The 25,533-nt window shown below is 68.2% G+C and carries 21 protein-coding genes and 1 tRNA gene; 10 read left to right on the top strand and 12 right to left on the bottom strand.

Features of this window, described 5'->3' with window-relative positions; all coding sequences use genetic code 11:
* Positions 1–8 precede the first annotated feature (8 nt).
* Complete coding sequence (locus AB4Y72_RS06905) at positions 9–845, bottom strand: A/G-specific adenine glycosylase (protein WP_441425516.1); 837 nt, start codon at positions 843–845, stop codon at positions 9–11.
* A gap of 415 nt (positions 846–1,260) precedes the next feature.
* On the opposite strand from AB4Y72_RS06905, the gene AB4Y72_RS06900 reads away from it, so the two are divergent.
* The gene (locus AB4Y72_RS06900) at positions 1,261–1,842 is read left to right on the top strand and encodes a hypothetical protein (RefSeq protein ID WP_441425402.1); all 582 of its coding nucleotides are present in this window, start codon (positions 1,261–1,263) and stop codon (positions 1,840–1,842) included.
* A 143-nt stretch (positions 1,843–1,985) separates the two neighbouring features.
* On the opposite strand, the gene disA is transcribed toward AB4Y72_RS06900, so the two are convergent.
* The gene (gene disA / locus AB4Y72_RS06895) at positions 1,986–3,062 is read right to left on the bottom strand and encodes a DNA integrity scanning diadenylate cyclase DisA (protein ID WP_441425401.1); all 1,077 of its coding nucleotides are present in this window, start codon (positions 3,060–3,062) and stop codon (positions 1,986–1,988) included.
* A gap of 378 nt (positions 3,063–3,440) precedes the next feature.
* Here disA and AB4Y72_RS06890 point away from each other — a divergent pair, with 378 nt between their 5' ends.
* Together AB4Y72_RS06890 and AB4Y72_RS06885 are read left to right on the top strand one after the other, a co-directional pair.
* The gene (locus AB4Y72_RS06890; protein ID WP_441425400.1) at positions 3,441–5,054 is read left to right on the top strand and encodes a peptide chain release factor 3; all 1,614 of its coding nucleotides are present in this window, start codon (positions 3,441–3,443) and stop codon (positions 5,052–5,054) included.
* Positions 5,055–5,229: 175 nt separating this feature from the next.
* Positions 5,230–6,588, top strand: a complete 1,359-nt coding sequence (locus tag AB4Y72_RS06885) for a protein kinase domain-containing protein (RefSeq protein ID WP_441425515.1) — start codon at positions 5,230–5,232, stop codon at positions 6,586–6,588.
* 76 nt (positions 6,589–6,664) lie between these two features.
* On the opposite strand, the gene AB4Y72_RS06880 is transcribed toward AB4Y72_RS06885, so the two are convergent.
* Positions 6,665–7,873, bottom strand: a complete 1,209-nt coding sequence (locus AB4Y72_RS06880; protein WP_441425399.1) for a helix-turn-helix domain-containing protein — start codon at positions 7,871–7,873, stop codon at positions 6,665–6,667.
* Between the two features lie 97 nt (positions 7,874–7,970).
* Here AB4Y72_RS06880 and AB4Y72_RS06875 point away from each other — a divergent pair, with 97 nt between their 5' ends.
* Positions 7,971–9,053, top strand: a complete 1,083-nt coding sequence (locus tag AB4Y72_RS06875) for a ferredoxin reductase (protein WP_441425398.1) — start codon at positions 7,971–7,973, stop codon at positions 9,051–9,053.
* Between the two features lie 13 nt (positions 9,054–9,066).
* Entirely contained in the window at positions 9,067–10,299 is a 1,233-nt protein-coding gene (locus tag AB4Y72_RS06870; RefSeq protein ID WP_441425397.1) for a fatty acid desaturase family protein, read from the top strand.
* A 232-nt stretch (positions 10,300–10,531) separates the two neighbouring features.
* Here AB4Y72_RS06870 and AB4Y72_RS06865 read toward each other — a convergent pair whose 3' ends face one another.
* From AB4Y72_RS06865 to AB4Y72_RS06840, 6 genes are all read right to left on the bottom strand, one after another.
* A complete protein-coding gene (locus tag AB4Y72_RS06865; protein WP_441425396.1) occupies positions 10,532–11,167 on the bottom strand; it encodes a class I SAM-dependent methyltransferase in 636 nt (211 codons plus the stop codon).
* 21 nt (positions 11,168–11,188) lie between these two features.
* The gene (locus AB4Y72_RS06860; RefSeq protein WP_441425514.1) at positions 11,189–13,327 is read right to left on the bottom strand and encodes a copper-translocating P-type ATPase; all 2,139 of its coding nucleotides are present in this window, start codon (positions 13,325–13,327) and stop codon (positions 11,189–11,191) included.
* A gap of 89 nt (positions 13,328–13,416) precedes the next feature.
* Positions 13,417–14,898, bottom strand: a complete 1,482-nt coding sequence (locus AB4Y72_RS06855; RefSeq protein ID WP_441425395.1) for a multicopper oxidase family protein — start codon at positions 14,896–14,898, stop codon at positions 13,417–13,419.
* Positions 14,898–15,212 (bottom strand): SHOCT domain-containing protein, encoded by a 315-nt coding sequence (locus AB4Y72_RS06850; protein WP_441425394.1) that lies wholly within the window; start codon positions 15,210–15,212, stop codon positions 14,898–14,900. The genes AB4Y72_RS06855 and AB4Y72_RS06850 overlap by 1 nt, the downstream gene beginning before the upstream one ends.
* A 148-nt stretch (positions 15,213–15,360) precedes the next feature.
* The gene (radA, locus tag AB4Y72_RS06845) at positions 15,361–16,734 is read right to left on the bottom strand and encodes a DNA repair protein RadA (RefSeq protein ID WP_441425393.1); all 1,374 of its coding nucleotides are present in this window, start codon (positions 16,732–16,734) and stop codon (positions 15,361–15,363) included.
* A 113-nt stretch (positions 16,735–16,847) separates the two neighbouring features.
* The gene (locus AB4Y72_RS06840) at positions 16,848–17,975 is read right to left on the bottom strand and encodes an FUSC family protein (RefSeq protein ID WP_441425392.1); all 1,128 of its coding nucleotides are present in this window, start codon (positions 17,973–17,975) and stop codon (positions 16,848–16,850) included.
* Positions 17,976–18,302: 327 nt separating this feature from the next.
* Here AB4Y72_RS06840 and pstS point away from each other — a divergent pair, with 327 nt between their 5' ends.
* The 4 genes from pstS (at position 18,303) to pstB (ending at position 22,486) form a co-directional block, all read left to right on the top strand.
* Positions 18,303–19,421 (top strand): phosphate ABC transporter substrate-binding protein PstS, encoded by a 1,119-nt coding sequence (pstS, locus tag AB4Y72_RS06835; protein WP_441425391.1) that lies wholly within the window; start codon positions 18,303–18,305, stop codon positions 19,419–19,421.
* Positions 19,422–19,616: 195 nt separating this feature from the next.
* On the top strand, positions 19,617–20,549 hold the full coding sequence (gene pstC, locus AB4Y72_RS06830) for a phosphate ABC transporter permease subunit PstC (protein WP_441425390.1): 933 nt from the start codon (positions 19,617–19,619) through the stop codon (positions 20,547–20,549).
* Positions 20,550–21,659, top strand: coding sequence for a phosphate ABC transporter permease PstA (gene pstA, locus AB4Y72_RS06825; RefSeq protein ID WP_441425389.1), 1,110 nt, complete (start codon positions 20,550–20,552; stop codon positions 21,657–21,659). It begins immediately after the preceding gene.
* Between the two features lie 47 nt (positions 21,660–21,706).
* Positions 21,707–22,486, top strand: a complete 780-nt coding sequence (gene pstB, locus AB4Y72_RS06820) for a phosphate ABC transporter ATP-binding protein PstB (protein ID WP_441425388.1) — start codon at positions 21,707–21,709, stop codon at positions 22,484–22,486.
* Between the two features lie 77 nt (positions 22,487–22,563).
* Here the strand turns inward: pstB and AB4Y72_RS06815 are convergent, their stop codons facing one another.
* The 3 genes from AB4Y72_RS06815 to AB4Y72_RS06805 all read right to left on the bottom strand — a co-directional run bounded on the left by AB4Y72_RS06815 (position 22,564) and on the right by AB4Y72_RS06805 (position 25,213).
* Positions 22,564–23,574 (bottom strand): anion permease, encoded by a 1,011-nt coding sequence (locus tag AB4Y72_RS06815; RefSeq protein WP_441425513.1) that lies wholly within the window; start codon positions 23,572–23,574, stop codon positions 22,564–22,566.
* Between the two features lie 7 nt (positions 23,575–23,581).
* The gene (locus AB4Y72_RS06810) at positions 23,582–24,199 is read right to left on the bottom strand and encodes a DUF47 domain-containing protein (protein ID WP_441425387.1); all 618 of its coding nucleotides are present in this window, start codon (positions 24,197–24,199) and stop codon (positions 23,582–23,584) included.
* Between the two features lie 360 nt (positions 24,200–24,559).
* Positions 24,560–25,213 (bottom strand): hypothetical protein, encoded by a 654-nt coding sequence (locus AB4Y72_RS06805; protein WP_441425386.1) that lies wholly within the window; start codon positions 25,211–25,213, stop codon positions 24,560–24,562.
* Between the two features lie 193 nt (positions 25,214–25,406).
* Here AB4Y72_RS06805 and AB4Y72_RS06800 point away from each other — a divergent pair.
* Positions 25,407–25,479 (top strand) — tRNA-Lys (locus tag AB4Y72_RS06800).
* Positions 25,480–25,533: the final 54 nt, after the last annotated feature.

Genomic DNA, 25,533 nt, shown 5'->3' with positions numbered 1-25,533 from the left:
GGCGATCCTCAGGCCGGAAGCCGGAGGCCGCCGAGGTGCAGCTCTGCGAGGCCGTCTCCGACCAGTCCGGCCAGCGCCCGTTCCAGCTGCTCGGGGGCCGCGTTGAGCCGGTGCAGGGCAGCGAGCGGGATCCCGATTCCCTGCGGTTCGAAGCCCAGGTCCGCCGGGGCCCGGTAGAACAGCTCCGGCGCCACGGGATCCTGCGCTATCCGGAGGACGGCCAGCACCGCCCCGCGCACCTGCCGGTCTGTGCCGTGCCACGCCTGCCCCTTGGGCGTGTATGTCGGCGGCGGCTCCCCGGCGGCAAGCCAGGCGCAGGACTCGCGGACCGGGCATTGCCCGCACTTGGGCGCCCGCGCCGTGCAGACTGTTGCACCGAGTTCCATGACAGAGGCATTCCAGCGCACCGACGCGCCGGGGTCCGCCGGGAGCAGCGCCGCCGCCAGCCGCATTTCGGCGGAGGTCAGTGCCTGCGAGGGCAGCGCCGAGCCCAGAACCAGGCGCGCGTGGACCCGGCGGATATTGGTGTCCACCACGGTTTCGCGCCGCCCGAACGCGAAGGCCGCAACCGCCGCCGCCGTGTAGCTGCCAACGCCCGGCAGCTCCAGCAGTTCGGTGTAGTCGGCGGGGACCGCCCCGTTGTGGCCGTCCCGGATGGCGACGGCCGCGGCATGCAGGCGCAGGGCGCGCCGGGGATATCCAAGCCGGCCCCAGGACCGGACGGCTTCGCCGGCAGGTTCGCTAGCCAAATCCGAGGACGCCGGCCAGCGGCGCAGCCACTCCTCCCAGACCGGAAGGACCCGGACTACCGGCGTCTGCTGGAGCATGACCTCGCTGACCAGCACGCCCCAGGGCGTGCACTCCGGGGCCCGCCACGGAAGTTCCCTCGCATTGGACTCGAACCAGTCATCCAAGCCGGCATGCAGGGCGGCCAGTTCAGCGGGGGCGGGAAGCGGCTGGGCGGCCCGGGGTTCCGGCAGTGCCGCAGCGGGTGCCGATGCGGGTGCGGAAGGGGCGCGGGCTAGAGTTTCGATCCATTCAGCGTAATAGATCCGGTAGAAGATCCGGACGGCTGACGGTCCAGCGGCGTGGTCGGACGCCATAGCCCGCACGGTTCTCTAGGCTAGAAGAATGGTTAGGCAAGGCAGTTCAGGCAGGAGCGGTTCACGGCCGAAGGGTCCCGGCGGAAGGCAACCCGCAGGCAAACCCGGACGGCTCCCGCTCAGCCCGGTCTACCGCCGTCGCCGTCTCATTGCGGGTGTGGTGCTGCTGCTCCTCATCGCCGCGGCCTTCGGCGGGATTGCCGCCGTCTCCAGCGCCCTTCGCGGCGGGCAGCCGTCCGGCAGCCAGCCGGCCGGGGATGGGACCGAACCGGCGGCCCAGCCGACGGGGTCGGCGAGCCCGGCCGCCGCCGCGGATCCTTCCGCCACGTCCTCGCCCGCAGCGGGTGACGGCTGCGAGCAGAACCTGGTGACCGTTTCCGCTTCCACCGACAAACAGGTCTATGCCGCGGGCGAGAAGCCGCTGCTCAGCCTCAAGGTCACCAATGACAACAAGGTCCCGTGCGAGGTCAACATCGGGACCTCCCAGATGGAATTCATGATCACCAGCGGCTCGGACCGGATCTTCTCCTCCATGGACTGCCAGGCGGCGAGCACTGACCTGGTGAAGACCATCGCCCCGGGCAAGAGCGAGACCGCGAACTTCCCCTGGCAGCGCAACCGCACGGTGCAGGGCTGCGAACCCGTCGAGGCCAAGCCAGGAGCCGGCGGCGCCTACTACGTCTTCACGGCCCGGCTGGCGAACAAGACCAGCCCGAAGGCCGTGTTCCAGCTCAACTGACACTTCTAATACGGCGTCGACTGCTCCGTAGACGCCCTCTTGGACGCCCAAAAGGGCCGCTGGGCCCACGCCGGCAGGGTTCCCTGGCCGAGCTTGCGAGGCGAAGGGGCCGGTAGGGAGCAACCGACGGGTGTTGGCGGGGGTTAGAGGAAGCGGTCCAGCAGGCTGGCCTCGGCCATGCGGCTCAGACCCTCCCGCACGGTCCTGGCGCGCTGGTCGCCGATCCCGTCCACGGTCATGAGGTCATCGATCGTGGCCGCCATCAGGAACTGCAGGCCGCCAAAGTGGTCCACCAGACGGTCCGCGACGGCGCGCGGCACGGCCTTGAGGCCCGAGAGCAGGCGGTAGCCCCGAGGCTGCACGACGGCGTCAAGGTTGGCTTCGCCGCCGGCGAAGCCGACGATCCCGGCGATCTTGCCGAGGTCGATCAGCTCGGTCGGGCCCAGGCTGACGAGGGCCTTGACCGCGAGGTCGATGTCCTCCGCGGTGGTGTGCGGGCCCGAGTAATCACGGATGATGACGTCGCTGCCCGGGCCGCGGCCTACGGTGAGCTCGTCCAGCTGCAGCGAAAGCAGGCGCCCGTCCTCGCCGAGCTCCAGGACGTACTGGGAGATCTCCTCGGAGATTCTGCGCACCATCTCCTGGCGCTGAAGTGTGACCGCGACGTCGCGGACCGTGACCATGGCCTCGATTTCCAGGGCGGAGAGCGAGCTGGTCACCTGGTCCAGACGCGAGCGGTAGCGCTCCAGGGTTGCCAGGGCCTGGTTGGCGCGCGCCAGGACCTTCTCCGAGCCCTCCAGGACGTGACGCAGCCCGTTCACGTACAGCGCGATGATCTGCATCGACTGGCTGACCGAAATGACCGGGACGCCCGTCTGGATTGCCACGCGTTCGGCGGTGCGGTGCCGGGTGCCGGACTCCTGCGTTTCGATGCTCGAGTCCGGGACGAGCTGGACCGCCGCGCGGAGGATGTTGCTGGCATCTTTGTCGCAGACGATGGCGCCGTCCATCTTGGCCAGTTCCCGGAGCCGGGTGGGGGAGAAGTCGATGCCGATCTCGAAGCCGCCGGAACAGATGGATTCGATGGTCCGGTCGATGCCCAGCACGATCAGCGCGCCGGTCCGTCCGCGGAGGATGCGTTCCAGTCCGTCGCGGAGGGCTGTGCCCGGTGCCACTCTGGCCAGAGTCGCCTTGAGCGAATCTTCGGGGCTCCGAGCCATAGATTTCCCTTCAAAGGTGCAGGCGCGTGCCTGCAGATGTGCCGGTTTCCAGGGTCTACCGGCAGGACCAAAAGTACTCAGTTCCCCGCTCTCCCCATGATAGGGGTAAAGCGGGGCAACTTCCGCACGGGCAAGCCCTAAAGTGCTCCATTGCGCCGTGCCCCCGGAGCCTCCGGAATGGCCGGGGCGGCGCCGGTCCGGGACCGCATTTTTGGCGGTACCTGTGGCGGCACCAGACGCAGTACTTCGCGCGGCGTGTCACCGGCCCGTGGCTGCCGCTTCGTTCCGGGTTTGCGGCCTGCGATAAACTTGAATCCTTGGGTGTACCGCGGGGTCTCCGCGCCGTGACCCGTCCACAGCCGCAGCGAAAGTAGCATCGTGTCTCAAGAAGTCCTCAGCCCCGCCCGAGTCCAGGAGATTCACAAGCAGGCGGCCCGGCGCCGGACTTTCGCGGTCATTTCGCACCCCGACGCCGGCAAATCGACCCTGACGGAAGCGCTGGCGCTGCACGCGAAGGTGATCGGCACTGCCGGCGCCTCCAGCGGCAAGGCCAACCGCAAGGAGACGGTCTCCGACTGGATGCAGATGGAAAAGGACCGCGGCATCTCCATCAGCTCCGCCGCCCTGCAGTTCGCCTACCGGGACACCGTCATCAACCTCCTGGACACCCCCGGCCACGCGGACTTCTCGGAGGACACCTACCGCGTGCTCGCGGCCGTGGACTGCGCCGTCATGCTGGTCGACGCGGCCAAGGGCCTGGAAACCCAGACCATGAAGCTCTTCGAGGTTTGCAAGCAGCGCAACCTGCCCATCATTACCGTCATCAACAAGTGGGACCGGCCGGGCCTGGATGCCCTGGCCCTCATGGACGAGATCACCGAGCGCACGGGGCTGCAGCCCATGCCGCTGACCTGGGCTGTGGGGATCTCCGGCGACTTCCGCGGCGTCTGGGACCTGCGCAATGACCGCTTCGCGCAGTTCAAGCGCAACAATGCCGGCGCCAACATTGCCCTCACCGAGTACTTCACCCCGGAGGAGGCCGCCGCCAGCCAGGGCGACGACTGGTCCAACGCGGTGGACGAAGCCGGGCTGGTCATCGAATCCAACCTCGCGTTCGACGTCGAGGCCTTCCACGCCGGCAAGGCGACGCCGATCCTCTTCAGCTCGGCCGCGCTCAACTTCGGAGTGAAGGAAATCCTCGACGCGCTCGTCGATTTCGCCCCGCCCGCTGCCCCGCGGCCCGACGTCGACGGCGATCCCCGTCCTGTCGATGCCCCGTTCGCCGGGTTCGTCTTCAAGGTCCAGGCCGGCATGAACAAGGCGCACCGCGACCACGTCGCCTTCATTCGCGTCTGCTCCGGCATGTTCGAGCGCGGCATGGTGGTCACCCAGGGGCGGACCGGCAAGTCCTTCGCCACCAAGTATGCCCAGCAGGTCTTCGGCCGCGAACGCGAGGTGATCGACGAGGCCTTCCCGGGCGACGTGGTGGGCCTGGTGAACGCCTCCTCCCTCCGCGTGGGCGACAGCTTGTTCCTGGACCAGCCGGTGGAGTTCCCCGCGATCCCGCTGTTCGCCCCGGAACACTTCCAGGTGGCACGCTCCAAGGACCCGAGCCGCTTCAAGCAGTTCCGCCGCGGCATCGAACAACTCGAGCACGAGGGGGTCATCCAAGTGCTCCGCTCCGACATCCGCGGGGATCAGGCGCCCGTGCTGGCCGCCGTCGGCCCGATGCAGTTCGAGGTGGTCGAAGACCGCATGGCCCACGACTTCAGCGCGCCCATGCGGCTGGAGCGCCTGCCGTATTCCCTTGCCCGGATCTCGACGGCGGACGCCATGCCGGCGCTGGCCAACGTGCCCGGCGCCGAAGTCCTCTTGCGGTCCGATGGGGAATACCTGGCCCTCTTCAACGACGTCTGGGCCTTGCGCCGGATCGAAAAGAACCATCCGGACCTCACCCTGGTGCCGATCGGTACCCACAACCCCGCCAAATAGCGCTCCAAAGTCCGGCAGGAAGACCGCCCGCAGGTCTTCCTGAATCCCGATTCCGCGTTATCATAAGTAACCTTGCTTATTTCGCGGGCGCCGGTTCAGTTTTCCGGCTTGGACTGATCCGCCCGATTCCAGCGGCGGGCCCCATTCGAGGGACCACGTATAACTTTTGACAACTATGGACCCCGGGTACCTGCTTAGCGGGCGCTACCGGATCGAGGAACTCATTGGCCGGGGCAGCCAATCGAGTGTGTACCGTGCCACGGACGAGGTCCTGGGACGCGAAGTGGCCGTCAAGCTCTTCCGGGACGGGGCTGTGGACGAGGAACGCACCCGCAGGCAGAGTGACGAAGTGCGGATCCTCGCAGGTATGGCCCACCACGCCCTCGTGACGCTGTTCGATGCCGGCGCGGACCTGAACGACCCGAACCGCCGGCTCAGCTACCTCGTGATGGAACTCGTCCGCGGTCCCGACCTCCGCCGCCGCGCGGCCGAGGGTCCGCTGTCGGCAGCCCACATGGCGCTGATCGGACACGATCTCGCCGACGGCCTGGCACACATCCACCACCACGGCATCGTCCACCGGGACATCAAGCCGGCTAACATCCTGCTCGTGGACTACAGCGCCGAGGACCGGCGCCCCCGCGCCAAACTCAGCGACTTCGGCGTCGCCATCACCGTCCGCGAAGGCCACCACGGCGACCCGGACGATAGCTCCGGCACCCCGGCCTACCTCAGCCCGGAACAAGCCGCCGGCGAACCGGCCGGCCCCGCCAGCGACGTCTATTCGCTGGGGCTGGTCCTGCTCGAAGGCTTGACCGGGAAAATGGCGTACCCAGGCGCCCCGATTCAGTCCGCCCTGGCCCGGCTGCTCGGCGACCCGGACATTCCCGAAGGGCTTGCGCCCATGTGGGTGGCCCTGCTGACGTCCATGCTGGACAGGAACCCTGCAGCCCGGCCGCCGGCCCGGGAAGTGTCCTTGGCCCTGCGCCAGGAAGTCATCAACGGTGCCGGACGCCACCGACGGGACGCGGCCCCGCTGCTGACCGATGAAGAGGGCCGCATGGAGGCGGTGCAGCGGTACAAAATTCTGGACACCCCGGAGGACGGCGCGTTCAACCGCATCGCGGCGCTGGCCGCGCGCATGTTCTCGGTGCCCATGGCGATCGTCAGTGTGGTGGACCACGACCGCATCTGGTTCAAGGCCCACCACGGCCTGGACGTCACGGAGATTGGCCGTGACCCCGGGCTGTGCGCCTCCGCCGTCATGCAGGGAGAGACCTGGATTATCCGGGATGCCACCCATGATCCCCGGACCCTGACCAACCCGCTCGTGGCCGGCGAGTTCGGCCTGCAGTTCTATGCCGGGGTGCCGCTGCGCACCCGGGACGGCTATAACCTGGGTACCTTCTGCATCCTGGACCGCGAGCCCCGCGAGTTCAGCGAGGCGGACACTTCCGCGCTCGAGGACCTGGCGGCCCTCGTGATGCATGACTTGGAACTTCGGCTCCACAGCCGGCAAGCGCTCGCCGGCTGACCTGCGGCAGTGCCGCCCGTCGCCGGGCGCGGGTCCGGCCTACCGGCGCCCATCGCCGGCCGGGCGCGGGTCCGGCCTACCTCCGGCCGGCGTGCAGGGCCAGTTCGAGTTCGAAGCGCGCAGTCGGGTCCTCGAGGGCGTCGCCGAAGAGTTCGCGCAGCTGCGCCGCCCGGTAACCCACGGTCTGGGGGTGGATTCCGAGTTCGGCGGCCACCGGGGCCCGCTGGCCCCAGTGCCGCAGCCAGGAGAGCAGTGTTTCGGCCAGCCGCTCCCGCTGCGCCGGCCGCAGCCCTTCCAGCGGCGCCAGCCGGCGGTTGGCCAGCTCGGTGATGGCTGAGGGTTCCGCTCCGAGAATCACCTGCGCCAGATGCTCGTCCGCCCAGATCGGAGGTTCGTCCGGGCCTTCGCGCGGAGGCAGCGCCGCGGCCGCCAGCACGGCCAGCCGCAGTGAATCCGGCACCCGTTCCCAGCTGCCGGACGGCCCCACGGAAGCCCCGCGCCCCTTCAGGGCGCGGTCCAGCTCCTCCCGGGCGGACCGGGACTTCGGCGCCGGGACCAGGGCAACGACGTCGGTCTCGCGCTCAATCACCAGGGTCCCGGGACCGAGCCGCAGCCGCAGCCCGACCGCCTGGTCGAGCGGGAGCGTCACCACCGCCATGCGCTGCGGCAGGGACCAGTCCGCCATCACCGCAGTCTGACGCAGGGCTGCCTCGTCGGCCTGGCCAAGCAGGAGCAGGTCCAGCAGTTCGGTGCGTCTCCGGTCAACGGCGCCGGCGCGTTCGGACTGTTCAAAGGCGTAGGCCTCGGCGCTGACCGCCGACAGTTCGTCGATGTAGGCCAGGATCGATTCCCCCAGATCCACCACGACGCCCTGGCCCAGGTGGTGCTCGACCGAGACCTTGGACATCTCCCGGAACGTCACCCGGGCGCCCATCCGGTAGGCGCTCAGCAGGGCATCCATGCTCCGGCCCTGCCGGAACTCGCCGCTGCCCAGCCCCGCCACGAGTTCCCGGCTTTCCTCGGAAAGCGCCGGCAGCCGGGTCCCGGGCAGCTGCAGGAACCGGTCCAGGGCGGCTGCCACACCCCTCCGCAGGCCCCGGCCGAAGCGCCCCTCAATCGGCCTGGCGTACGCTGGTACAAGCTGCGGGACGGCCTCGATGATCGCCTCCACAATGCCGGGCATCCTGGGACGCAGCATGTCGCTGACCTCCCGCGGCAGCGCCAGCCATGGGGGATCGTAGGCTGGAGCGGGGCCGGCAGGCTCCCGGGCGGGGGAAATGTTCATGGAGAATCCAAAGACTTGTTGCGGCGGGATAGTTTTCTTGAGTCGATCGTATGCCTTGGGTGAAGAAGTATGGCGCAATCTGACATAAGCTTGATGAATGATCCGGCTCCGTAAGCTGGCGCGCGCCGCATCTCTACTGACCACCCCCCTAGCTCCAGAAGATATTCTGTCGCTGTTCAATCCCGTGTTCTCCGCCCGCCAGTTGCGCGGCGTGGTCACCAGGGTGGTTCCAGAAACGGCCGATTCCGCCACCATTTTCTTCCGTCCCGGCCGCGGCTGGCAAGCGCACCTTGCCGGCCAGTGGGCCCGAATCGGCGTCGAGCTCGACGGCGTCCGGCACTGGCGGTCCTATTCCCTCAGCGCCCCCGCCGGGCAGGACCCGGCAATCACCGTCACCGACATGGGCGCCGTCTCCGGCGCCCTCGTGCGCGGCACCAAACCCGGCGACGTCCTGTTCCTGGCGCCTCCGCAGGGCGACTTTGTCCTGCCAGAGCACCCCCGACCGCTGCTCATGCTGACCGCCGGCAGCGGCATCACACCGGTCATGTCGATGATCCGCACCCTCGTGCCGCACCGCCCCGACTCCGATGTCGTCCTCATTCACACTGCCCGCACCGCCGCGGACGCCATCTTCCGTGAGGAACTCGCCGAGCTCGCCGACCAGTTTCCCAACTTCCGGGTCACGAACTGGTTTACCGGAGACCGCGGCCGGCTCGACTTCACATCTGCCGCGGACCTGGACCGGCTGTGCCCGGACTGGCGCCAGCGCGCCGCCTATGCCTGCGGCCCGGAGGAATTCCTCAACGACACCGAAGCGCTGTGGGAAGCCGAAGCCGGGGATTCCCCGCCGGCCGCGGCAGCACAGGCAGCCACCCTGACGATCGAACGCTTCACCACCAGCCTCGCCGCCGGTGCCGGGCACGACGGCGGACTGGTCACCTTCGAGGCTTCCGACCGCGAGGTCGAGGCCGACGGCGACACCCCGCTGCTCGACGTCGGCGAGGACGCCGGTGTCCTGATGCCCAGCGGCTGCCGCATGGGTATCTGCCACAGCTGCCTCATCCCGCTGCGCGCCGGCCACGTGCGGGACCTTCGCACCGGCGAAGTGCACGGCGAGCCGGGCCAACTAGTCCAGACGTGCGTGTCGGCAGCCGCCGGCCCCGTTAACCTCGACCTCTGAGGAGTACCACCGCATGACGACTATTTCCAGTAAACCGGATCTCTCCGGCGCCGACACCCCCGTCGCAGTCAGTTCAACCGACAGTTCAACCGCCGGCGCCTCCCCGGCGAAGGCAACCACGGCCGCGAAGAGGCGGCCCGGTGCCCTCGCCGAGTCCGGCAGCCCGCTGCTGCGTCCGCCCGCGGCCGCCCACCTCTCCGACGAGCAGGTTGCCGAACTGGGCCGCGAACTCGACGCGATCAAGGACGACATCCTGGCCAAGCGCGGGTCCTCCGACGCCGCCTACATCCGCCGGATGATCAAGATCCAGCGCGCGCTGGAGATCTCCGGCCGTGCCGCGCTCCTGGTCAGCAAGAACAAGCCCGCCTGGATTGCCGGCACCACGCTGCTGAGCTTCGCCAAGATCCTGGAAAACATGGAACTCGGGCACAACATCCTGCACGGCCAGTGGGACTGGATGCGCGACCCGGACATCCACTCCACCACGTGGGAATGGGACTTCGTCACCCCGGCGCGCTCCTGGCAGCACACCCACAACGATCTCCACCACCGCTGGACGAATGTGATCGGCAAGGACAACGACGTCGGATACAACCTGCTGCGCATGGACCCTCAGCAGGAATGGACGCCCTTCAACCTGGGCAACCCGCTCTACAACGCCCTGCTGGCGCCCGTCTTCGAGTGGGGTATTGCGATCTACGACCTCGAGCTCGTGGACTACCAGGAGGGCAGGAAGTCCAAGGAGGCCCTGACCAAGGACCTGAAGGCCCTCGGCCGCAAGGCCCTGAAGCAGTTCACCAAGGACTACGCCGCCACGCCCGCCGTCGCAATGCTGACCGGTTCCGGCAAGCAGGCCCTCTACGGCACGCTGACCGCCAACGCCGTCCGCAACGTGTGGGCGCACGCGGTGATCTTCTGCGGCCACTTCCCCGAAGGAGCTGACACCTTCACCGAGGAAATGGTCGAAGGCGAGACCCGCGGCGACTGGTACGTGCGGCAGATGATCGGCTCGGCCAACATCTCCGGCTCCAAGTTCATGCACCTCATGACCGGCAACCTCTCACACCAGATCGAGCACCACCTGTTCCCGGACCTGCCGTCCAACCGGTACGCCGAGGTGGCGCCGAAGGTCCAGGAGATCTGCAAGCGCTACGGACTGCCGTACAACACGGGCCCGCTGCTGAAGCAGGTCGGCTCCACGTGGGCCAAGATCTTCAAGCTGGCCCTGCCGCCCAAGAAGGCCTAGCGCCGAGGCCCAGCGACTGGTCTAAATATTGAAGAAGGGGTGCCTGCCAATGCGGCGGGCGCCCCTTCTGCGTGTGGCGGCGCGGATGGCGGCTTCGTGCTGGTTGTGGGCCGACGCTCCCTCCCAGTTGCCTGCGCCGGTTCGGCCCGACGGAAACCGGCTGCCCCGGAATCCCGGGCAGCCCCCGGCCCCGGCGCGGAAGCAACCGGGCAGGAACGCCGTACCGGGGGCGTCAGGGTTTGCTCGCCACACCAAGGACGTGCGCCAGCCGCGGGTTGCCGCGAAGGGCCGAGAAGCCGAAGCGCTCCAGGTCCCGCACGGCCAGGCCCGCCGCGGCGATCGCGGCGGGGGTGTCCCGGTTTGGGTGGCACCCGCCGGCCATCCGGCTCCACAGCGGTGTGACCAGGTCTTCGGCCGCGCCAAGCACGCGGTGTTCCGAGCGGACGTGTTCATAGAAGAGCAGCAGGCCGCCGGGCCGCAGGACCCGGACCATTTCCGCCAGGGCGGCGGACTGGTCCGCCACGCTGCACAGCACCAAACTGGAGACGACGACGTCGACCGAGGCCTCCGCGGCCGGCAGGGTTTCCGCCACACCGTCGTGCACCGTGACAGGAACCGGCGCCGTTCGGGCAGCGGCCAGGGCCAGCCCGCGGAGCGTTGGATCAGGTTCGAGGGCCAGCACGCCCGTCACCGCGGCCGGGTAGAACGGGAAGGTGGCACCGTAGCCCGCCCCGATTTCGACGACCGCACCGTACGCCGGTTCCACGAGGCGCCGGCGGTGTTCGGTTGCGCCGCGGGCGTCCATCCGCGGACCCACGCGGGCAAAGGACCTACCGAAAGACGACTCGCGGCGGTTGGTTTCCGGCATGGCAGCCTCCAGGTTTTGAGCTCAGCCGACCGTGGCCGGATTGAGCTTGAGCCGGCGCAGCAGCTGGGCGTTCAAGGCAACAATTATGGTCGACGCCGACATCATCACGGCGCCCGCGGCGGGGGACAGGACGATCCCCGCGAAGGCGAGGACCCCGGCCGCCAGCGGCACGGACACCACGTTGTACCCGGTGGCCCACACGAGGTTCTGCCACATCTTCCGGTAGCTCGCCTTGGACAGGTCAAGCATCGACAGCACGGCACGGGGATCGTTGCCGGCCAGGACCACGCCGGCGGATTCCACCGCCACATCCGTGCCGCCGCCAATCGCGATTCCCACCTCCGCCCGTGCCAGCGCGGGTGAGTCGTTGACGCCGTCGCCCACCATGGCCACTTTCAGCCCGCGGGCCTGCAGTTCGGCGACTTTCTTGTCCTTGTAGGCGGGGAGGACCTCGGCGAAGACCTCGTCGATGTTGAGCTCTTCCGCTACCGCCCGGGCCACCTGCCGGGCGTCGCCGGTGATCATGGCCACCTTGATGCCGCGGGCCTGAAGGGCGCGGACGGCCTGGCGGGATTCGGGCCGCACGGCGTCCTCGAGGCTCACGGCGCCCAGGATGGTGCCGCCGTCCACGACGTTCAGCACTGCGGCGCCGCGGTCGAGCCAGGCGCCGGTGGCAGCGGCCAAAGCGGGCGGTTCCTGCAATCCGAGCTCCCGGAGCAACGCCGGACCGCCTACCTGGACCGTGCGGCCATCAACCATGGCGCGAACCCCGCGGCCGGTCAGCGAGGTGAACCCCTCCGCCGCCGGGATCTCCAGCCCCCGCTCCCGGGCGGCGGCTACAATCGAGCGGGCCACCGGATGTTCGCTGTCCGCCTCGACGGCGGCGGCGAGTCCAAGAACTGCGTCTTGCCCGGAGGCTGTGGCCGTCCCTGCGGCCGTGGCGACCGCCTTGAGTTCGGGCTCGCCCCTGGTCAGGGTTCCGGTCTTGTCGAACAGGACGACGTCGACTGTCCGCATGCGCTCCAGCGCCATCCGGTTCTTGATCAGGACGCCCGCCCGGGCAGCCCGTTCGGTGGAGATGGCGATCACAAGCGGGATGGCGAGCCCCAGCGCGTGGGGGCAGGCGATCACGAGGACGGTCACCGTGCGGGTGACGGCGTCGGTGACGCTGCCCATCAGCGTCCAGAAGATGAAGGTGAGGACGCCGGTGCCGGCGGCGAAGTAGAAGAGGAATGCCGCGGCCCGGTCGGCGAGGGCCTGGGCCCTGGAGGAGGACGCCTGCGCCTCGGCCACGAGCCGCTGGATGCCGGCCAGGGCGGTGTCCTCGCCGATGGCTGACACCCGGACCCGCACGGAGTTGTCCGTGGCGATGGTGCCGGCCACCACAGGGTCGCCGGGTGTCCGCAGGACGGTCTTCGATTCGCCGGTGATCATCGATTCGTCGAAGTCGGCCTGGCCGCCGCTGACCGTGCCGTCTGCCGGCATCCGGCCGCCGGGCCGGACCAGGATGGTGTCCCCGGCCCGGAGCTCGGCGACGCTGACAGTCTCCACGCCGGTGTCCGTGACACGTTCCGCCTCGTCGGGCAGCAGCGCCGCCAGGGCATCCAGTGCGCCTTGGGCCGAGCCGAGGGCCCGCATTTCGATCCAATGTCCCAGCAGCATGATGGGAACCAGCAGCGCCAGCTCCCACCAGAAGTCGAGGTCGAACCCGCCCAGACCCAAGGTTGTTACCCATGAGGCGATGAAGGCGACGCTGATGGCCATGGCGATCAGCAGCATCATCCCGGGTTTGCGCGTTTTCAGTTCGTTCAGGCCGCCCTTGATGAACGGCCGGCCGCCGTAAAGGTAGATCGCAGTGCCGAACACCGGCGGGATCCAGGCCGAGCCGGGAAAGGCGGGAGCCTCGTAGCCGAGCAGATCCGCGAACATGGGGCTGAAGAACAGCACGGGCACGGCCAGGGCCAGGGTCAGCCAGAACCTCTCCCGGAACATCGCGACGCTGTGCCCGGCATGCTGGCCGTGGCTGTGCACCAGATGGTCGTCGTCCGCGGATCGTGCAGCGGCGGCTAGGTGCCCGGCGGAGCTGCCAGGTGGCGCGCCGTGCGGGCTTTGGTGGCCGATGCTCTGGGTGGCTCCCGGGCTGCGGTGCCGGTGTTCCATGATGCGCGCTCCTGAAGGGTGATCCGTCATTGGCGACTGCTTCAATCAACATACCCCCCGGGGGTATAACGCGCAAGGGGCCGCGTGGTTCAGCGGACCTCGATGGCGCCCATCATCCCGAGGTCCTCGTGGTCCAGGATGTGGCAGTGATAGGCGGCCCTCCCGGTGAAGTCCCTGAAGGCAATCCTGACGTTCACCTGTCCGTTCGCGGGCACATTGACCACGTCTTGCCAGGCAGGGAAGGCGGGGGCAACTCCGTTGACCGAAATGACCTGCATCGGCCATACGTGCAGGTGGAACGGGTGGTCCATGGGGCTGGTGTTGACCACGGTCCATTCCTCCACGGTGCCGGTCGTCACGGTGGTGTCGGTTCTGCCCGGGTCGAATTCCCGGCCGTTGATGGTGAAAGACGCCATCCCGGTGCCGCCGCCTCCGCCCATGCCGCCTTGCCCCATGCCGGCCGCCAGCAGGAACTGCCGGTGCGCGGCGACGGAGACCTGCCGCAGGTCCGCAGGCGCCGGCCGGGGCGGCAGTCCGGCGGGGCGGCCCGCGGGTTTGCCCGCTACCTGGAGCGTCGCCAGGGAGACGCCCTGGGGCTGGTCCGCCGGCCCGCGCTCGGGGGAACCGTTGCCCATCATCCCGGGCATGCTGCCGCGGTCGTAGTACGCGGCCCGGAGGACCGACTGGCCGGCCGCCGTCGTGATGAGAAGATCAGCCCGGTTCCCCGGCGCCAGGAGCACCTCGTCGACGGCTGCCGGGGACTGGAAGTGCCCGGAGTCCATGCCGAGCAGCTGCATGCCCTGCCCGTCCAGGCGCAGCCGCAGGTAGCGGGCAACGCAGGCGTTGACCATACGCCAGCGCTCCCGCTGCCCGGGATAGGCGCTCAGCACGGGGTTGCTTTGGCCGTTGACGAGGACGATCGTTCCTTCCCGGCCGGCCAGGCGTTCTGCCGGCGCCACGTTCCGGACGTTTCCCGCGGCGTCCAGATCCGTATCAGATACCACCAGGACCCGGTCCGCGGCGACCGGAATGGGGTCGGTGTCCTCGACGACGATCGCCCCGAAGAGACCCCCGAAGACCTGAGCCGCGACCATGCCGTGGTGGTGGGGGTGATACCAGTAAACGCCGGGCGGGTGGTCCGCCGGCAGCCGGTATTCGTAGTCGAAGCTTCCGCCGGGGTCCACCCGGACAAACACGTTGTCCCCGTTTCCCCGCGGGGACACATGGAGCCCGTGCACGTGAAGGTTGGTGGGCTCGGCCAGGCGGTTCGTTAGCCGGATCCCGAGCACGTCCCCGCCGCGCAGGCGCAGCGTGGGGCCCGGACTGGCTCCGTTGTAGCCGAGGGCCGTTGCCGCACGGCCGGCAAGATGCAGGGGGCCCCGGGCCGCCTCCAGCTCCAGCGCGAGGCGCCCGCCGGTGCTGCGCAGTTCGGCCGGGTGCGTCAGCTCGGCTCCGGTCACCGGTGCGCCGCGGGACGTCAGCGTCCAAACCAGGCCCGCTGCGCCCGCCGCGGTTCCGGCCAGGCCAAGGCCGCCCAGAAGCAGGGCACTGCGGCGGCTGATGGGCTGCACTAGGACTCCTCGTCCAGCACCTTCAGATTCTCCCGGTACTGCTCCACGGTGAGCTCTCCCCGGGCAAAGCGTTCGTCAAGGATCCGGCGCGCCGGAGAACGTCCGGGAGGAGACCCCGGCGAAGGGGCCGGCCCGGGCGGCGGATACTGCCCTGGGGCATGGGGCCCCGGGCTCGGGGGAATGCCCTGACCGTCATGGCGGATGCCGCCGGTGAGGAGCCGGATGGCGAGGATGACCAGAACAACAATCCCGGCCAGCAGGAACACGCCCCAGAGCCACATCCAGCCGATCTGGTACCCGTAATCCCACATCATGACGCATCCCTTCGCCGCGTCGGCCCGGCCGCATCCTGCGGCCGGATCCTGCGCCCACGGTCCCATCGTCCGTCCGCCGCGACGACGGCGTTAGGGTCCTAAGTCGCCTCTGTGCCCGCCGCTGCGGGTCCCCTGCTTCGGCCGCCTCTCAGCTGATCAGCAGGCCCAGTGCCTCGGCCAGGTGGCCGACCTCCCGGACCGAGAAGCCGGCAGGAACCGGGCCGTGCCCGTTGGGGCTGGCCGGAACCACGGCATGGGTGAAGCCGAGCCGGTGCGCCTCCATGATGCGCTGGTTGATGCCGGGCACCGGGCGCACTTCGCCCGCCAGGCCCACCTCGCCGAAGGCGATCAACCGCTGGGGGAGCGGCTTCCTGGCTTTCGCGGAGGCCACGGCCAGGGCCACGGCCAGGTCCGTGGCGGGTTCGCTGAGTTTGACCCCGCCGACCGTTGCCACGTAGGAGTCGTCCTTGTGCAGCAGGCAGCCGGCGCGCTGCTGCAGCACCGCCAGTAGCATTGCCACCCGCGAGCTGTCCAGCCCGCTGGTGGCCCGGCGAGGCTGGGAGCTGGCGCTCTCGGCCAGCAGCGCCTGGACCTCGGCCAGCAGCGGGCGGCGGCCCTCCAGCGTGACCGTGATGCAGGTTCCCGATACGGGTTCCTTGGTCCGCGAGACGAACAACCCGCTGGGATCGGCGAGGCCCTCGATGCCGTCCTCGTTCAGGTCGAAGCAGCCGACGTCGTCGGTGGGACCGTAGCGGTTCTTGACGGCGCGCAGCAGCCGCAGCCGCGAGTGGCGTTCACCTTCGAACTGGCAGACGACATCCACGAGGTGTTCGAGCAGGCGCGGTCCGGCGATGGAGCCGTCCTTGGTCACGTGCCCCACCAGCAGCGTGGTCATGTTGCGGCGCTTGGCCGCGGCGATCAGGGAGGCCGCCACCTCGCGCACCTGGGACACGCCGCCTGCGCTGCCCTCGACGTCGGCGCTGCTCAGGGTCTGGACGGAGTCCACGATCAGCAGGCGGGGTTCGAGCTTCTCCACCTGCCCCAGCGCCTGTCCGAGATCCGTCTCGGCGGAGAGGTACAGCGATTCGGCCACGGCGTCGATCCGGTCCGCGCGGAGCTTGACCTGGGCGGCGGATTCCTCGCCGGTGATGTACAGGACATCCTGGGCGGTGCGGGCGAACTTGGCCGCGACGTCCAGCAGCAGCGTGGACTTGCCCACGCCGGGTTCGCCCGCGAGCAGGATGACGGCACCGGGCACCAGGCCGCCGCCAAGCACGCGGTCGAGTTCGTCCACGCCGGTCGGCAGGAACGCCGCGGTGGTGGCGTCGACGTCGGCGATCCTGCGGGCCGGTTCAAGGACCGTCGTGGCCGCCGTCGTGCGGGCGACGGCGGTGCCGGTCTCCTCAACGCTGCCCCACGCCTGGCACTCGCCGCAGCGGCCCACCCACTTGGCCGTTGTCCAGCCGCATTCGGCGCATTTGTAGCCCGGTGCCTTCGGCCCCCGGGAAGTCTTCGTAGCCATTGGTCCACCCTATCGGGGGCCAGTGACAAGCACCCCCACCGGTGGGGGAGAGGAAGGGGGAGGGGGAGGTGGATGGGGAAGGGGGCGAGGGAGCGGGGGGGTGCGGGCCGCACTCAGAGCGGGGGAAGGATGTCCCGGGCTTCATCTGAGTCCACGCCGGCGGCCTCGAGCAGGTCCACCATGAGCGGGCGGAACAGCATGACCACCGTTTCGCCCTCGAGCCGGTGGACGTCCAGCATCCGGGGGTGCAGGCGGCCGGCGATCTCCCGCAGCTCGGACCGGGCTGTCCGCAGGTGCGCGCGGCGGGCGCCGTCGTGCACCTCCGCCAGGCCCAGCGACAGCTCATCTACGGCGGCTGCGGTCTCCCGCAGGACCTCGGCGATGTTCTGGGTAGCCTCATCCGAGAGCGCGGCATGGTTGATGGCGCTGGTCAGGCGGCGGGCGAAGACCCGGCTGTTCCGCAGCGCGAGGTCAATGTAGTCCAGCGACTGATCCATCCGGTCCAGCTCGTCCCGGTGCCGCCGGTAGGCCGGGGCCAGAGTGGCCACCTCACCGGAGGCGCGCAGGGACTGACGCATGGCGTCGACGAGGGGCTGGCAGTTCCGCCCGCGGATGAGAGCGTGCCAGGCCTGGGTGGAGTCGCTGTAGCTGAGCGCCGAGGCGCATTCCCGCAGCACTTCGGCCAATTCATGGAGCAGTTTCTTGACATCGTTGCGGGGCTCTCGCCGGGGGTCCTTGGGAACCAGGATGGTCATCAGGAGGGCGAACGCCAGGCCCACCACGGCGTCGATGCTGCGGGTGAAGGGACCGCCCACCGGCGCGGGCAGGAGCACCACGAGCACCGACTGCAGGCCAAGCTGGGTAGTGAAAATGGTTCCGCTGTCCAGGAAACGGGCCAGCAGGATGGAGAACAGGAGAACGACGGCGGCCTGCCAGATTCCGGAGCCCAGCCAGTGCAGCAACAGGTCTCCGACCACGATTCCGAGCGTGCAGCCCAAGCCCACCTCGATGACGCGGCGCAACCTGGGGTCGCGGGAAAAGCCCAGGGCAATGAGTGACGACGTGGCCGCGAACAACGGCCCGGTGTGGCCCAGGACGTATTCGGCGAACGCGTAGGCCCCGACGGCGCAGGCAGTCATCTGAATGGCCGGGACCAGGGAGTTCCGGCTCCGGACAATGCCGGTCCGGACCCGGCCGCGCAGGAAACGTGCGCTTGCGGAGAGTCCAGTCGCGGAGGCCATGTTCTCCAGTCTATTTGCTGCCCGGGACTCTCCGTTCACAGCAGGGACACGGTAAGGTGCAGCCGGGCCTGCACCGCGGGCCTTTCACCCTGGCCTCCATCCATGGGTCTCCTTCGCCCGACGGCGCCGATACGACCGTCACGCGCAGAACGCAATGACCGCCGGGCTGTTGTAGGCCAATAGTCCGGCGTCGTTAATCTGGTGTTCACCTTGGACCGCATTTCTCTTTACCTGGGCCGCCTACGTTCGGTAAAGGTACAAACCGTACGCATCCCTGCGGGTCTTCTCCGGCCCGGCATGCAAAAGCCCTGGAAGGGGTACATCTAAGTGAAGGCACTCCGCTTCGGCCGCAACGCGGCTATCGCTGTTATCGCCGTCGGCGCACTCGCGCTGACCGCTTGCGGTTCGGACAACGCAACCAACGCGCCCTCCGCCGCGTCGTCCGCCTCTGGTCCCGCAGTCACCGGCACCCTCACCGGCGTTGGTTCCACCGCGCAGGGCGCGGCCATGGATGTCTGGAAGACCAACTTCGCTTCAGCGAACCCGGGTGCAACTGTGCAGTACTCCCCGGATGGTTCCGGCGCCGGACGCAAGGCGATCCTCGACGGCTCGGCCCAGTTCGCCGGCTCCGATGCCTACCTGAAGGATGAGGAGATCGCCAGCTCCAAGGACAAGTGCGGTCCCGACGGTGCCATCGACCTCCCGGTCTACATCTCCCCGATCGCCGTGGCGTTCAATCTGCCGGGCATCACGGACCTGAAGCTCGACGCTGCCACCATTGCCAAGATCTTCCGCGGCCAGATCGCCAACTGGAACGATCCCGCCATCGCGGCCCTGAACCCGGGCGTTCAGCTGCCGGACCTCAAGGTCACCCCGGTGAACCGCTCGGATGACTCCGGCACCACCAGCAACTTCACGGACTACCTGTCCGCTGTTGCGCCCGAGGTTTGGACCGACAAGGCTTCTGGCGTCTGGCCCGCGAGCCTGAAGGGCGAGAACGCCAAGGGTACCTCCGGCGTGGTCAAGACCGTCACCGACACCTCCGGTGCCGTGACCTACGCTGACGATTCCGCTGTGAGCGGCAAGCTCGGCACCGCGCAGATCAAGGTCGGCGACTCCTTCACGAAGATCTCCCCCGAGGCCGCGGCCAAGGCAGTCGACCAGGGCAAGCCGGTTGAAGGCCGCAACGCCAGCGACCTCGCCATCAAGCTGGACCGCAAGACCACGGTCGCCGGCGCCTACCCGATCGTCCTGGTGTCCTACCACATCGTCTGCACCACCTACGACACGAAGGCCACCGCTGATCTGGTGAAGGCATTTGTCACCTACGCATCTTCCGACGCCGGCCAGAAGGCCGCAGCCGACTCCGCCAAGTCGGCCCCGCTGTCCAAGACCCTCCAGGACAAGGTGAAGACGGCCCTCGAATCCGTCAAGGGCAAGGCCTAGGGATACGCTGCACCTCCAGGCATAGTGGAAACACCGGCCTGACCAAGGTTCCCTGTCCCGGGAAAGCGATCACAGATCGCCAACCGGGGCAGGGAACCAATGCATTTTGTTCGAAACATCAAGATTTGCCGGATCCCGGCCGCGGAGGCGTTCGCAGCCGGCGCCCGGATTCCACCCAAACCGAAGGACCGTGAAGTGACCACCACCTCCCTGACCAAGTCCCGGGGCGCAGGCCACGCCGGTGACAAAGTCTTTTCCGCAGCCACCTTGGCGGCAGGGTGTCTGATCCTCGTCGTGCTCTTCGGCGTGGCACTGTTCCTGGTCATCCAGGCGATCCCGGCCCTGGTGGCTCCGGCCGACCAGATCCAGGGGGGCGAAGGATTCTTCACCTACATCTGGCCGCTCGTCATCGGCACCCTTATCGCCGCGGCGATTGCACTCGTGATTGCAACGCCGATCGCCATCGGCGTTGCGCTGTTCATTTCGCACTTCGCCCCGCGCAAGCTCGCCTCCGGCCTCGGCTACGTCGTGGACCTGCTCGCGGCCATCCCCTCCGTGATTTACGGCGCGTGGGGCGTTGTGTTCCTCGCCAAGGAAATCTCACCGGCCTACGACTGGCTGGCCAAAAACATGGGCTGGCTGCCGATCTTCCAGGGCCCTGCCTCGGCTACCGGCAAGACCATCCTCACCGCGGGGATCGTGCTCGCCGTCATGGTCCTGCCGATCATCACATCCCTGACCCGCGAGATCTTCCTGCAGACCCCCAAGCTGCATGAAGAGGCCGCGCTGGCGCTCGGTGCCACCCGCTGGGAGATGATCAGGATGACCGTGCTGCCCTTCGGCCGGCCCGGAATCATCAGCGCCGTGATGCTGGGACTCGGCCGCGCCCTGGGAGAGACCATGGCGGTCGCCTTGGTCCTTTCCTCCGGCGCCCTCACGGCCAGCCTGATCCAGACCGGCAACCAGACCATCGCCGCAGAAATTGCCCTGAACTTCCCCGAGGCCAGCGGGCTCAAGGTCAGCACGCTGATCGCCGCAGGCCTGGTGCTGTTCGTCATTACCCTCGGCGTGAATGTGATCGCGCGCGGGATCATCAGCCGGCACAAAGAATTCTCGGGAGCCAACTAAATGACCTCCACCCTGACCCCGGTCCGCAAGCGTTCCGCACTCACCAAGGGCCAGCTGCCCAAGGCCGCGCCCTACATCGTCCTGGCTGTTGCCTTGATCCTCGGTGCCGCGATCCTGGCGCTGATCGGCTTCAACGCCTTCGGCTGGGGACTGGTCTCCGCCATCCTCTTCGCCGCCGGCCTGGTGGGCTGGAGCTTCGTGGTGGAAGGCTCCCGCAAGGCCAAGGACAAGCTGGCAACCTGCCTCGTCGTCGGATCTTTCCTGGTTGCCCTGCTGCCGCTGGTATCGGTGATCTGGACCGTGCTGGTTAACGGACTGCCGGGGCTCCTGGACCCGGGCTTCCTCACCACCTCCATGAACGGCGTCACCGGCGCCTTCGACAACAAAACTGTCGAGGAAGGCGCCCCGCTTCTGGGCGGCATCTACCACGCGATCATGGGCACCCTGCTGATCACGGTGCTCGCGACCCTCATTTCGGTCCCGGTGGGACTGCTGACCGCGATCTACCTCGTGGAATACGGCGAGGACCGTGCGCTGGCCCGGGCCATCACCTTCTTCGTGGATGTCATGACCGGCATCCCCTCGATTGTCGCCGGCCTGTTCGCCGCGGCCGCCTTCTTCGCGATCGTCGGCCCGGGCACCAAGACCGGTGCCGTCGCCGCCGTCGCACTCTCCGTGCTGATGATCCCCGTAGTGGTCCGCTCCAGCGAGGAAATGCTCAAGATTGTTCCCAACGAACTCCGGGAGGCGGCCTATGCCCTCGGCGTCCGCAAGTGGCGGACCATCCTCAAGGTGGTCCTCCCGACGGCGATCTCCGGCATCGCCTCCGGCATCACCCTCGCGATCGCCCGGGTGATCGGCGAAACCGCGCCGATCCTGGTTACCGCCGGCTTTGCTACCACCATCAACACCAACGTGTTCAGCGGCTGGATGGCCTCGCTGCCTACCTTTATCTACACCCAGATCCTGAACCCGACCTCGCCGTCCAACCCGGATCCGTCCTCCGAACGGGCCTGGGGCGCGGCCCTGGTGCTGATCATCCTGGTGATGCTGCTCAATCTCGGCGCCCGCCTGATTGCCCGCATGTTCGCCCCCAAGGCCGGCCGCTAGGCCCCGCCGCCCCTGCCGTTCATACCTCCAGCAAGTGAAGGAACACCATGTCTAAGCGCATCGACGTCAAGGACCTGAACGTCTACTACAGCAAATTCCTGGCCGTCGAAGACGTCAGCATCAACATCGAGGCCAAGTCGGTCACGGCCTTCATCGGCCCCTCGGGCTGCGGCAAATCCACTTTCCTGCGCACCCTCAACCGCATGCACGAGGTCATTCCCGGCGCCAGGGTTGAAGGGGAGGTGCTGCTGGACGGTGACGACCTCTACGGTCCCGGCGTTGACCCGGTCACCGTCCGTTCCCAGATCGGAATGGTGTTCCAGCGGCCCAACCCGTTCCCCACCATGTCCATCCGGGACAACGTGCTGGCCGGTGTGAAGCTTAACAGCCAGAAAATCTCCAAGGGTGAGGCCGATGTCCTGGTGGAGCGTTCCCTCCGCGGGGCGAACCTCTGGAACGAGGTCAAGGACCGTCTGGGCAAGCCCGGCTCCGGCCTGTCCGGCGGGCAGCAGCAGCGCCTGTGCATTGCCCGCGCCATCGCCGTGGAGCCCCAGGTGATCCTCATGGACGAGCCCTGCTCCGCCCTGGACCCGATCTCGACTCTGGCCATTGAGGACCTCATCAACGAGCTCAAGGACCAGTACACCGTGGTGATCGTGACCCACAACATGCAGCAGGCGGCCCGCGTGTCGGACAAGACCGCCTTCTTCAACATTGCCGGCACCGGCAAGCCGGGCAAGCTGATCGAGTTCGGCGACACCCCGACCATCTTCAGCAACCCGACCCAGAAGGCCACCGAGGACTACGTCTCCGGCCGCTTCGGATAGGCCAACCTGCTCATCGGCTACTCCGCAGGTGCCGTTTTGAGTCCTCAAAAGGGCACCTGCGCAGCAATCGACGCGTCCTACAGGCCCGCCACGGGCGTGAGCGCCAGCTGCAGCACGAACGCTGCGGCGGCGGTGACGAACGGGGTCAGGACCCAGAGTGCCAGGATGCGGATCACCAGCCGGCGGTTGGTGCCCGGGAAGCTCTGGCTGGCGCCGGCGCCCAGGGTGGCCGACGTGACCGTGTGGGTCGTGGAGACGGGCCAGTGCAGCCCGATCGCGCCCACCAGCAGTATCACCGCGCTGTACATCTGCGCCACAAATCCGCGCAGGGGGTCGATCCGGGTCAGCCGGTAGCCGATGGTGTAGGAAATCCGCCAGCCGCCCGCCAGGGTCCCCGCGGCCAACATGACGGCTGTCAGCAGCGCCACCCACGCAGGCACGGAGCCGCCATTGGAGAGCCCGGCCGCCAGCAGTGCGAGGATCACCACCGCGCTGGTCCGCTGGCCGTCCTGCAGCCCGTGGCCGAAGGCGACGGCGCTGGCAGCTATGGCCTGCGACCGGCGGGAGCGGGTGTTGACGACGTTGGGCGGCGTATAGCGGGCGGCCCAGCTGGCCGGCCAGACCAGCAGGTACGCCCCGGCAAACGCGATTACCGGGGAGACCAGCAGCGGCAGCACCACTTGGGACAGGAGCGAGGCGTCAACGCCGGTGACGGGATGGCCGCCGACGGCGACGCTCGCGACCCCGGCGCCGGCGAGGCCGCCGACCAGTGCATGCGTGGAGGAAGTCGGGATCCCGCGCCACCACATGTAGAGGCCCCACAGGATGGCGCTGAGCAGCCCGGCCAACAGGATGGTGAGGCCGTTCGTGCCGGGCGGCAGGGACAACCACGCCTGGCTGACAGCCAGGGCCAGTAACGCACTCAGCCCGGCCCCGATGAAGTTGAACAGGCTGGCCAGCAGCACGGCCACCGTGGGCGTCAGCGCCCGTGTCCGCACGGCCAAGGCCACCGACGAGGACGCGTCCCTGAAGCCGTTGAGGAACGCGAACGCCCCGGCGCAGACCAGCACCAGGGCAAAGAAGAACATCACCACGCTAGGATTCCTTGACGATGATGCTGCCTACCTGGGTGGCGATCCGGCGCATGTCCTTGGTGACTTCCACGAGCTGGTTCGCGATGTCGCGGTTGCGCGCGTACTGTGCTGACTTCATTTCTCGCAGCATGTCAGCGACCCAGACCCGGTGGGTGCGTTCGGCACGTTTGGCCAGGCGCAGGATTTCGATCCAGTAGTCCTCAAGATCGTCCAAATTGTTCAGCTGCCGCATGGCCTCGACCGTCAGTTCGGCCTGCCGGCTGATGATTTCGAGTTGGTCCGCGGCGCGTTTGGGGAGCCGCTCCAGCTGGTAGAGGGACACGAGCTCGGCGGCGGCATCGAGCTTCTCGATGGCCTCGTTGAGGTACCGGGACAGCGCATACATGTCCTCGCGGGGCAGCGGGTTCACGAAGCTGGTCCGCATGTGGGTCAGGAGCGCAAAGTGCAGCTCCGCCGATTTGGCCTCGTGGTTGTGCATGTCCTCCACGAGCCGGGCATGCTCACTGGCTGGCGCGCCGAGAATCTCCGAGAGCGTTCCGGTTGCCAGCACAATTTGGCGCGCCATTTGGGCGAGGAGGGTCAGCCCGGCGGATTCCTGCGGGAACAGGCGCAGCTTCACGTGGTGTCACCGGTCTTCCGGGGAGAGTTTCGCGGGTGGAGTCGGCCGGCCGTGTGACTTGACGATAACCAGCGCATGCGCATCACTTTACCGTCCGCACCCGGCCGGGAGCGTACGCGCGCGGCACGTGACTGTTCGGGCAGGGCGGCGGGGCAAAAGGGCAAGAAAATGGTGCCGAACCGGATACGCCTCTCGGCGGTAGGCCGCTCTAGGCGGCTAAATGTTGAAGCCCGGGGGTTTCGCGGTTCGGCACCGCTTTTAGTTTTCTACGTACGTTCATTCAAGTCAACATTGACAGTCCGCCCCCGCCGTGCGTGGCCGGAGGACCCGGCGCGGCCCTTGGGCACGCACGGCGCGGGCTTAGTCCAGTTCGCCCAGACGCCACGCATTGGCGGCATGTTCAAGGTCCTCGGCAGTCTTCACCAGAAGGTGGGAGTTGCGGGTGAGCTTGCTGGCATGGTTCTCGTTGGTGTGCTCGGCGCCGTCGGCAAGGGTGGCCTGGCCCAGGGCCACCACCCGGCAGAACGCGGCGGATCGTTCGAGCGCGACGTCGAAGTCGCCGTCGAACGCCCCGGAGAGGATGGCGTCCGCCATGGATTTCATCTCGTCTGCACCCGGAGGCTCAGCGGCGCCGGCCACCACATGCGAAACCTGAGCCGTGTCCTTGCCCGCCTTGAAATAGACGGAAATCCGCTCGGGATCCTGGATGGTGGCGGCCCGCAGCGCGTACAGCCGCCACAGGGCGCCGGGAAGGGACCGGGCGGGGCTTTCCGCCCACATTTCGGCGATCGCTTCCAAACCCTGCTCGTCGGCGAGCTTTACTAGACGCCTGGTGACTTTGGGGTCGTCGCTGTCGCGCCCGCGGCGCACAAGCGCCTGGGCGGCCAGGTGGGCCGCTTCCGAGACGCGGGCGGGATCGGCCCCGCCGGCGAACGGCTCAAAGTCGATCGGCGCGAAGGGTTTCGGCTTGTGATGCCGCGGTCCGGGGACGCTTGATCCTGCTTGCTCGCTCATGCCACCACGCTACTCCAGTGCCGCGGGGGAATCGAGGATCGGCCGGCGCTGCTGCCGGTGGCGGCCGACGCCGGTCCGGGCAGTGTGAAAAACCCGGCCCGGGTCTGGGGTACAGTATTAACGTCCAGAAATGGACTGGGCTGAAATGCGCCGCTGCCACGGATTTATCCGCCGGTTCGGATGCTTTTAGTCGGGGCCTTTAGCTCAGTTGGTAGAGCATCGGACTTTTAATCCGTGGGTCGTGGGTTCGATCCCCACAGGGCCCACTCTTCTCGTAAGAGTGGAAACCCCCGGCATCCTGGCAACAGGACGCCGGGGGT

This window comes from Arthrobacter sp. YAF34, assembly GCF_052113245.1.
Taxonomy (GTDB): Bacteria; Actinomycetota; Actinomycetes; order Actinomycetales; family Micrococcaceae; genus Arthrobacter.
This window is presented reverse-complemented; position numbering and strand designations above follow the sequence as displayed.

Bases quoted from the DNA above. Each gene is read 5' to 3' on its own strand.
- disA (WP_441425401.1), bottom strand. From the start codon at position 3,062: ATGGCTCGGAGCCCCGAAGATTCGCTCAAGGCGACTCTGGCCAGAGTG.
- AB4Y72_RS06885 (WP_441425515.1), top strand. From the start codon at position 5,230: ATGGACCCCGGGTACCTGCTTAGCGGGCGCTACCGGATCGAGGAACTC.
- AB4Y72_RS06880 (WP_441425399.1), bottom strand. From the start codon at position 7,873: ATGAACATTTCCCCCGCCCGGGAGCCTGCCGGCCCCGCTCCAGCCTAC.
- AB4Y72_RS06875 (WP_441425398.1), top strand. From the start codon at position 7,971: ATGATCCGGCTCCGTAAGCTGGCGCGCGCCGCATCTCTACTGACCACC.
- AB4Y72_RS06870 (WP_441425397.1), top strand. From the start codon at position 9,067: ATGACGACTATTTCCAGTAAACCGGATCTCTCCGGCGCCGACACCCCC.
- AB4Y72_RS06865 (WP_441425396.1), bottom strand. From the start codon at position 11,167: ATGCCGGAAACCAACCGCCGCGAGTCGTCTTTCGGTAGGTCCTTTGCC.
- AB4Y72_RS06860 (WP_441425514.1), bottom strand. From the start codon at position 13,327: ATGGAACACCGGCACCGCAGCCCGGGAGCCACCCAGAGCATCGGCCAC.
- AB4Y72_RS06850 (WP_441425394.1), bottom strand. From the start codon at position 15,212: ATGATGTGGGATTACGGGTACCAGATCGGCTGGATGTGGCTCTGGGGC.
- radA (WP_441425393.1), bottom strand. From the start codon at position 16,734: ATGGCTACGAAGACTTCCCGGGGGCCGAAGGCACCGGGCTACAAATGC.
- AB4Y72_RS06840 (WP_441425392.1), bottom strand. From the start codon at position 17,975: ATGGCCTCCGCGACTGGACTCTCCGCAAGCGCACGTTTCCTGCGCGGC.
- pstA (WP_441425389.1), top strand. From the start codon at position 20,550: ATGACCTCCACCCTGACCCCGGTCCGCAAGCGTTCCGCACTCACCAAG.
- pstB (WP_441425388.1), top strand. From the start codon at position 21,707: ATGTCTAAGCGCATCGACGTCAAGGACCTGAACGTCTACTACAGCAAA.
- AB4Y72_RS06815 (WP_441425513.1), bottom strand. From the start codon at position 23,574: ATGTTCTTCTTTGCCCTGGTGCTGGTCTGCGCCGGGGCGTTCGCGTTC.
- AB4Y72_RS06805 (WP_441425386.1), bottom strand. From the start codon at position 25,213: ATGAGCGAGCAAGCAGGATCAAGCGTCCCCGGACCGCGGCATCACAAG.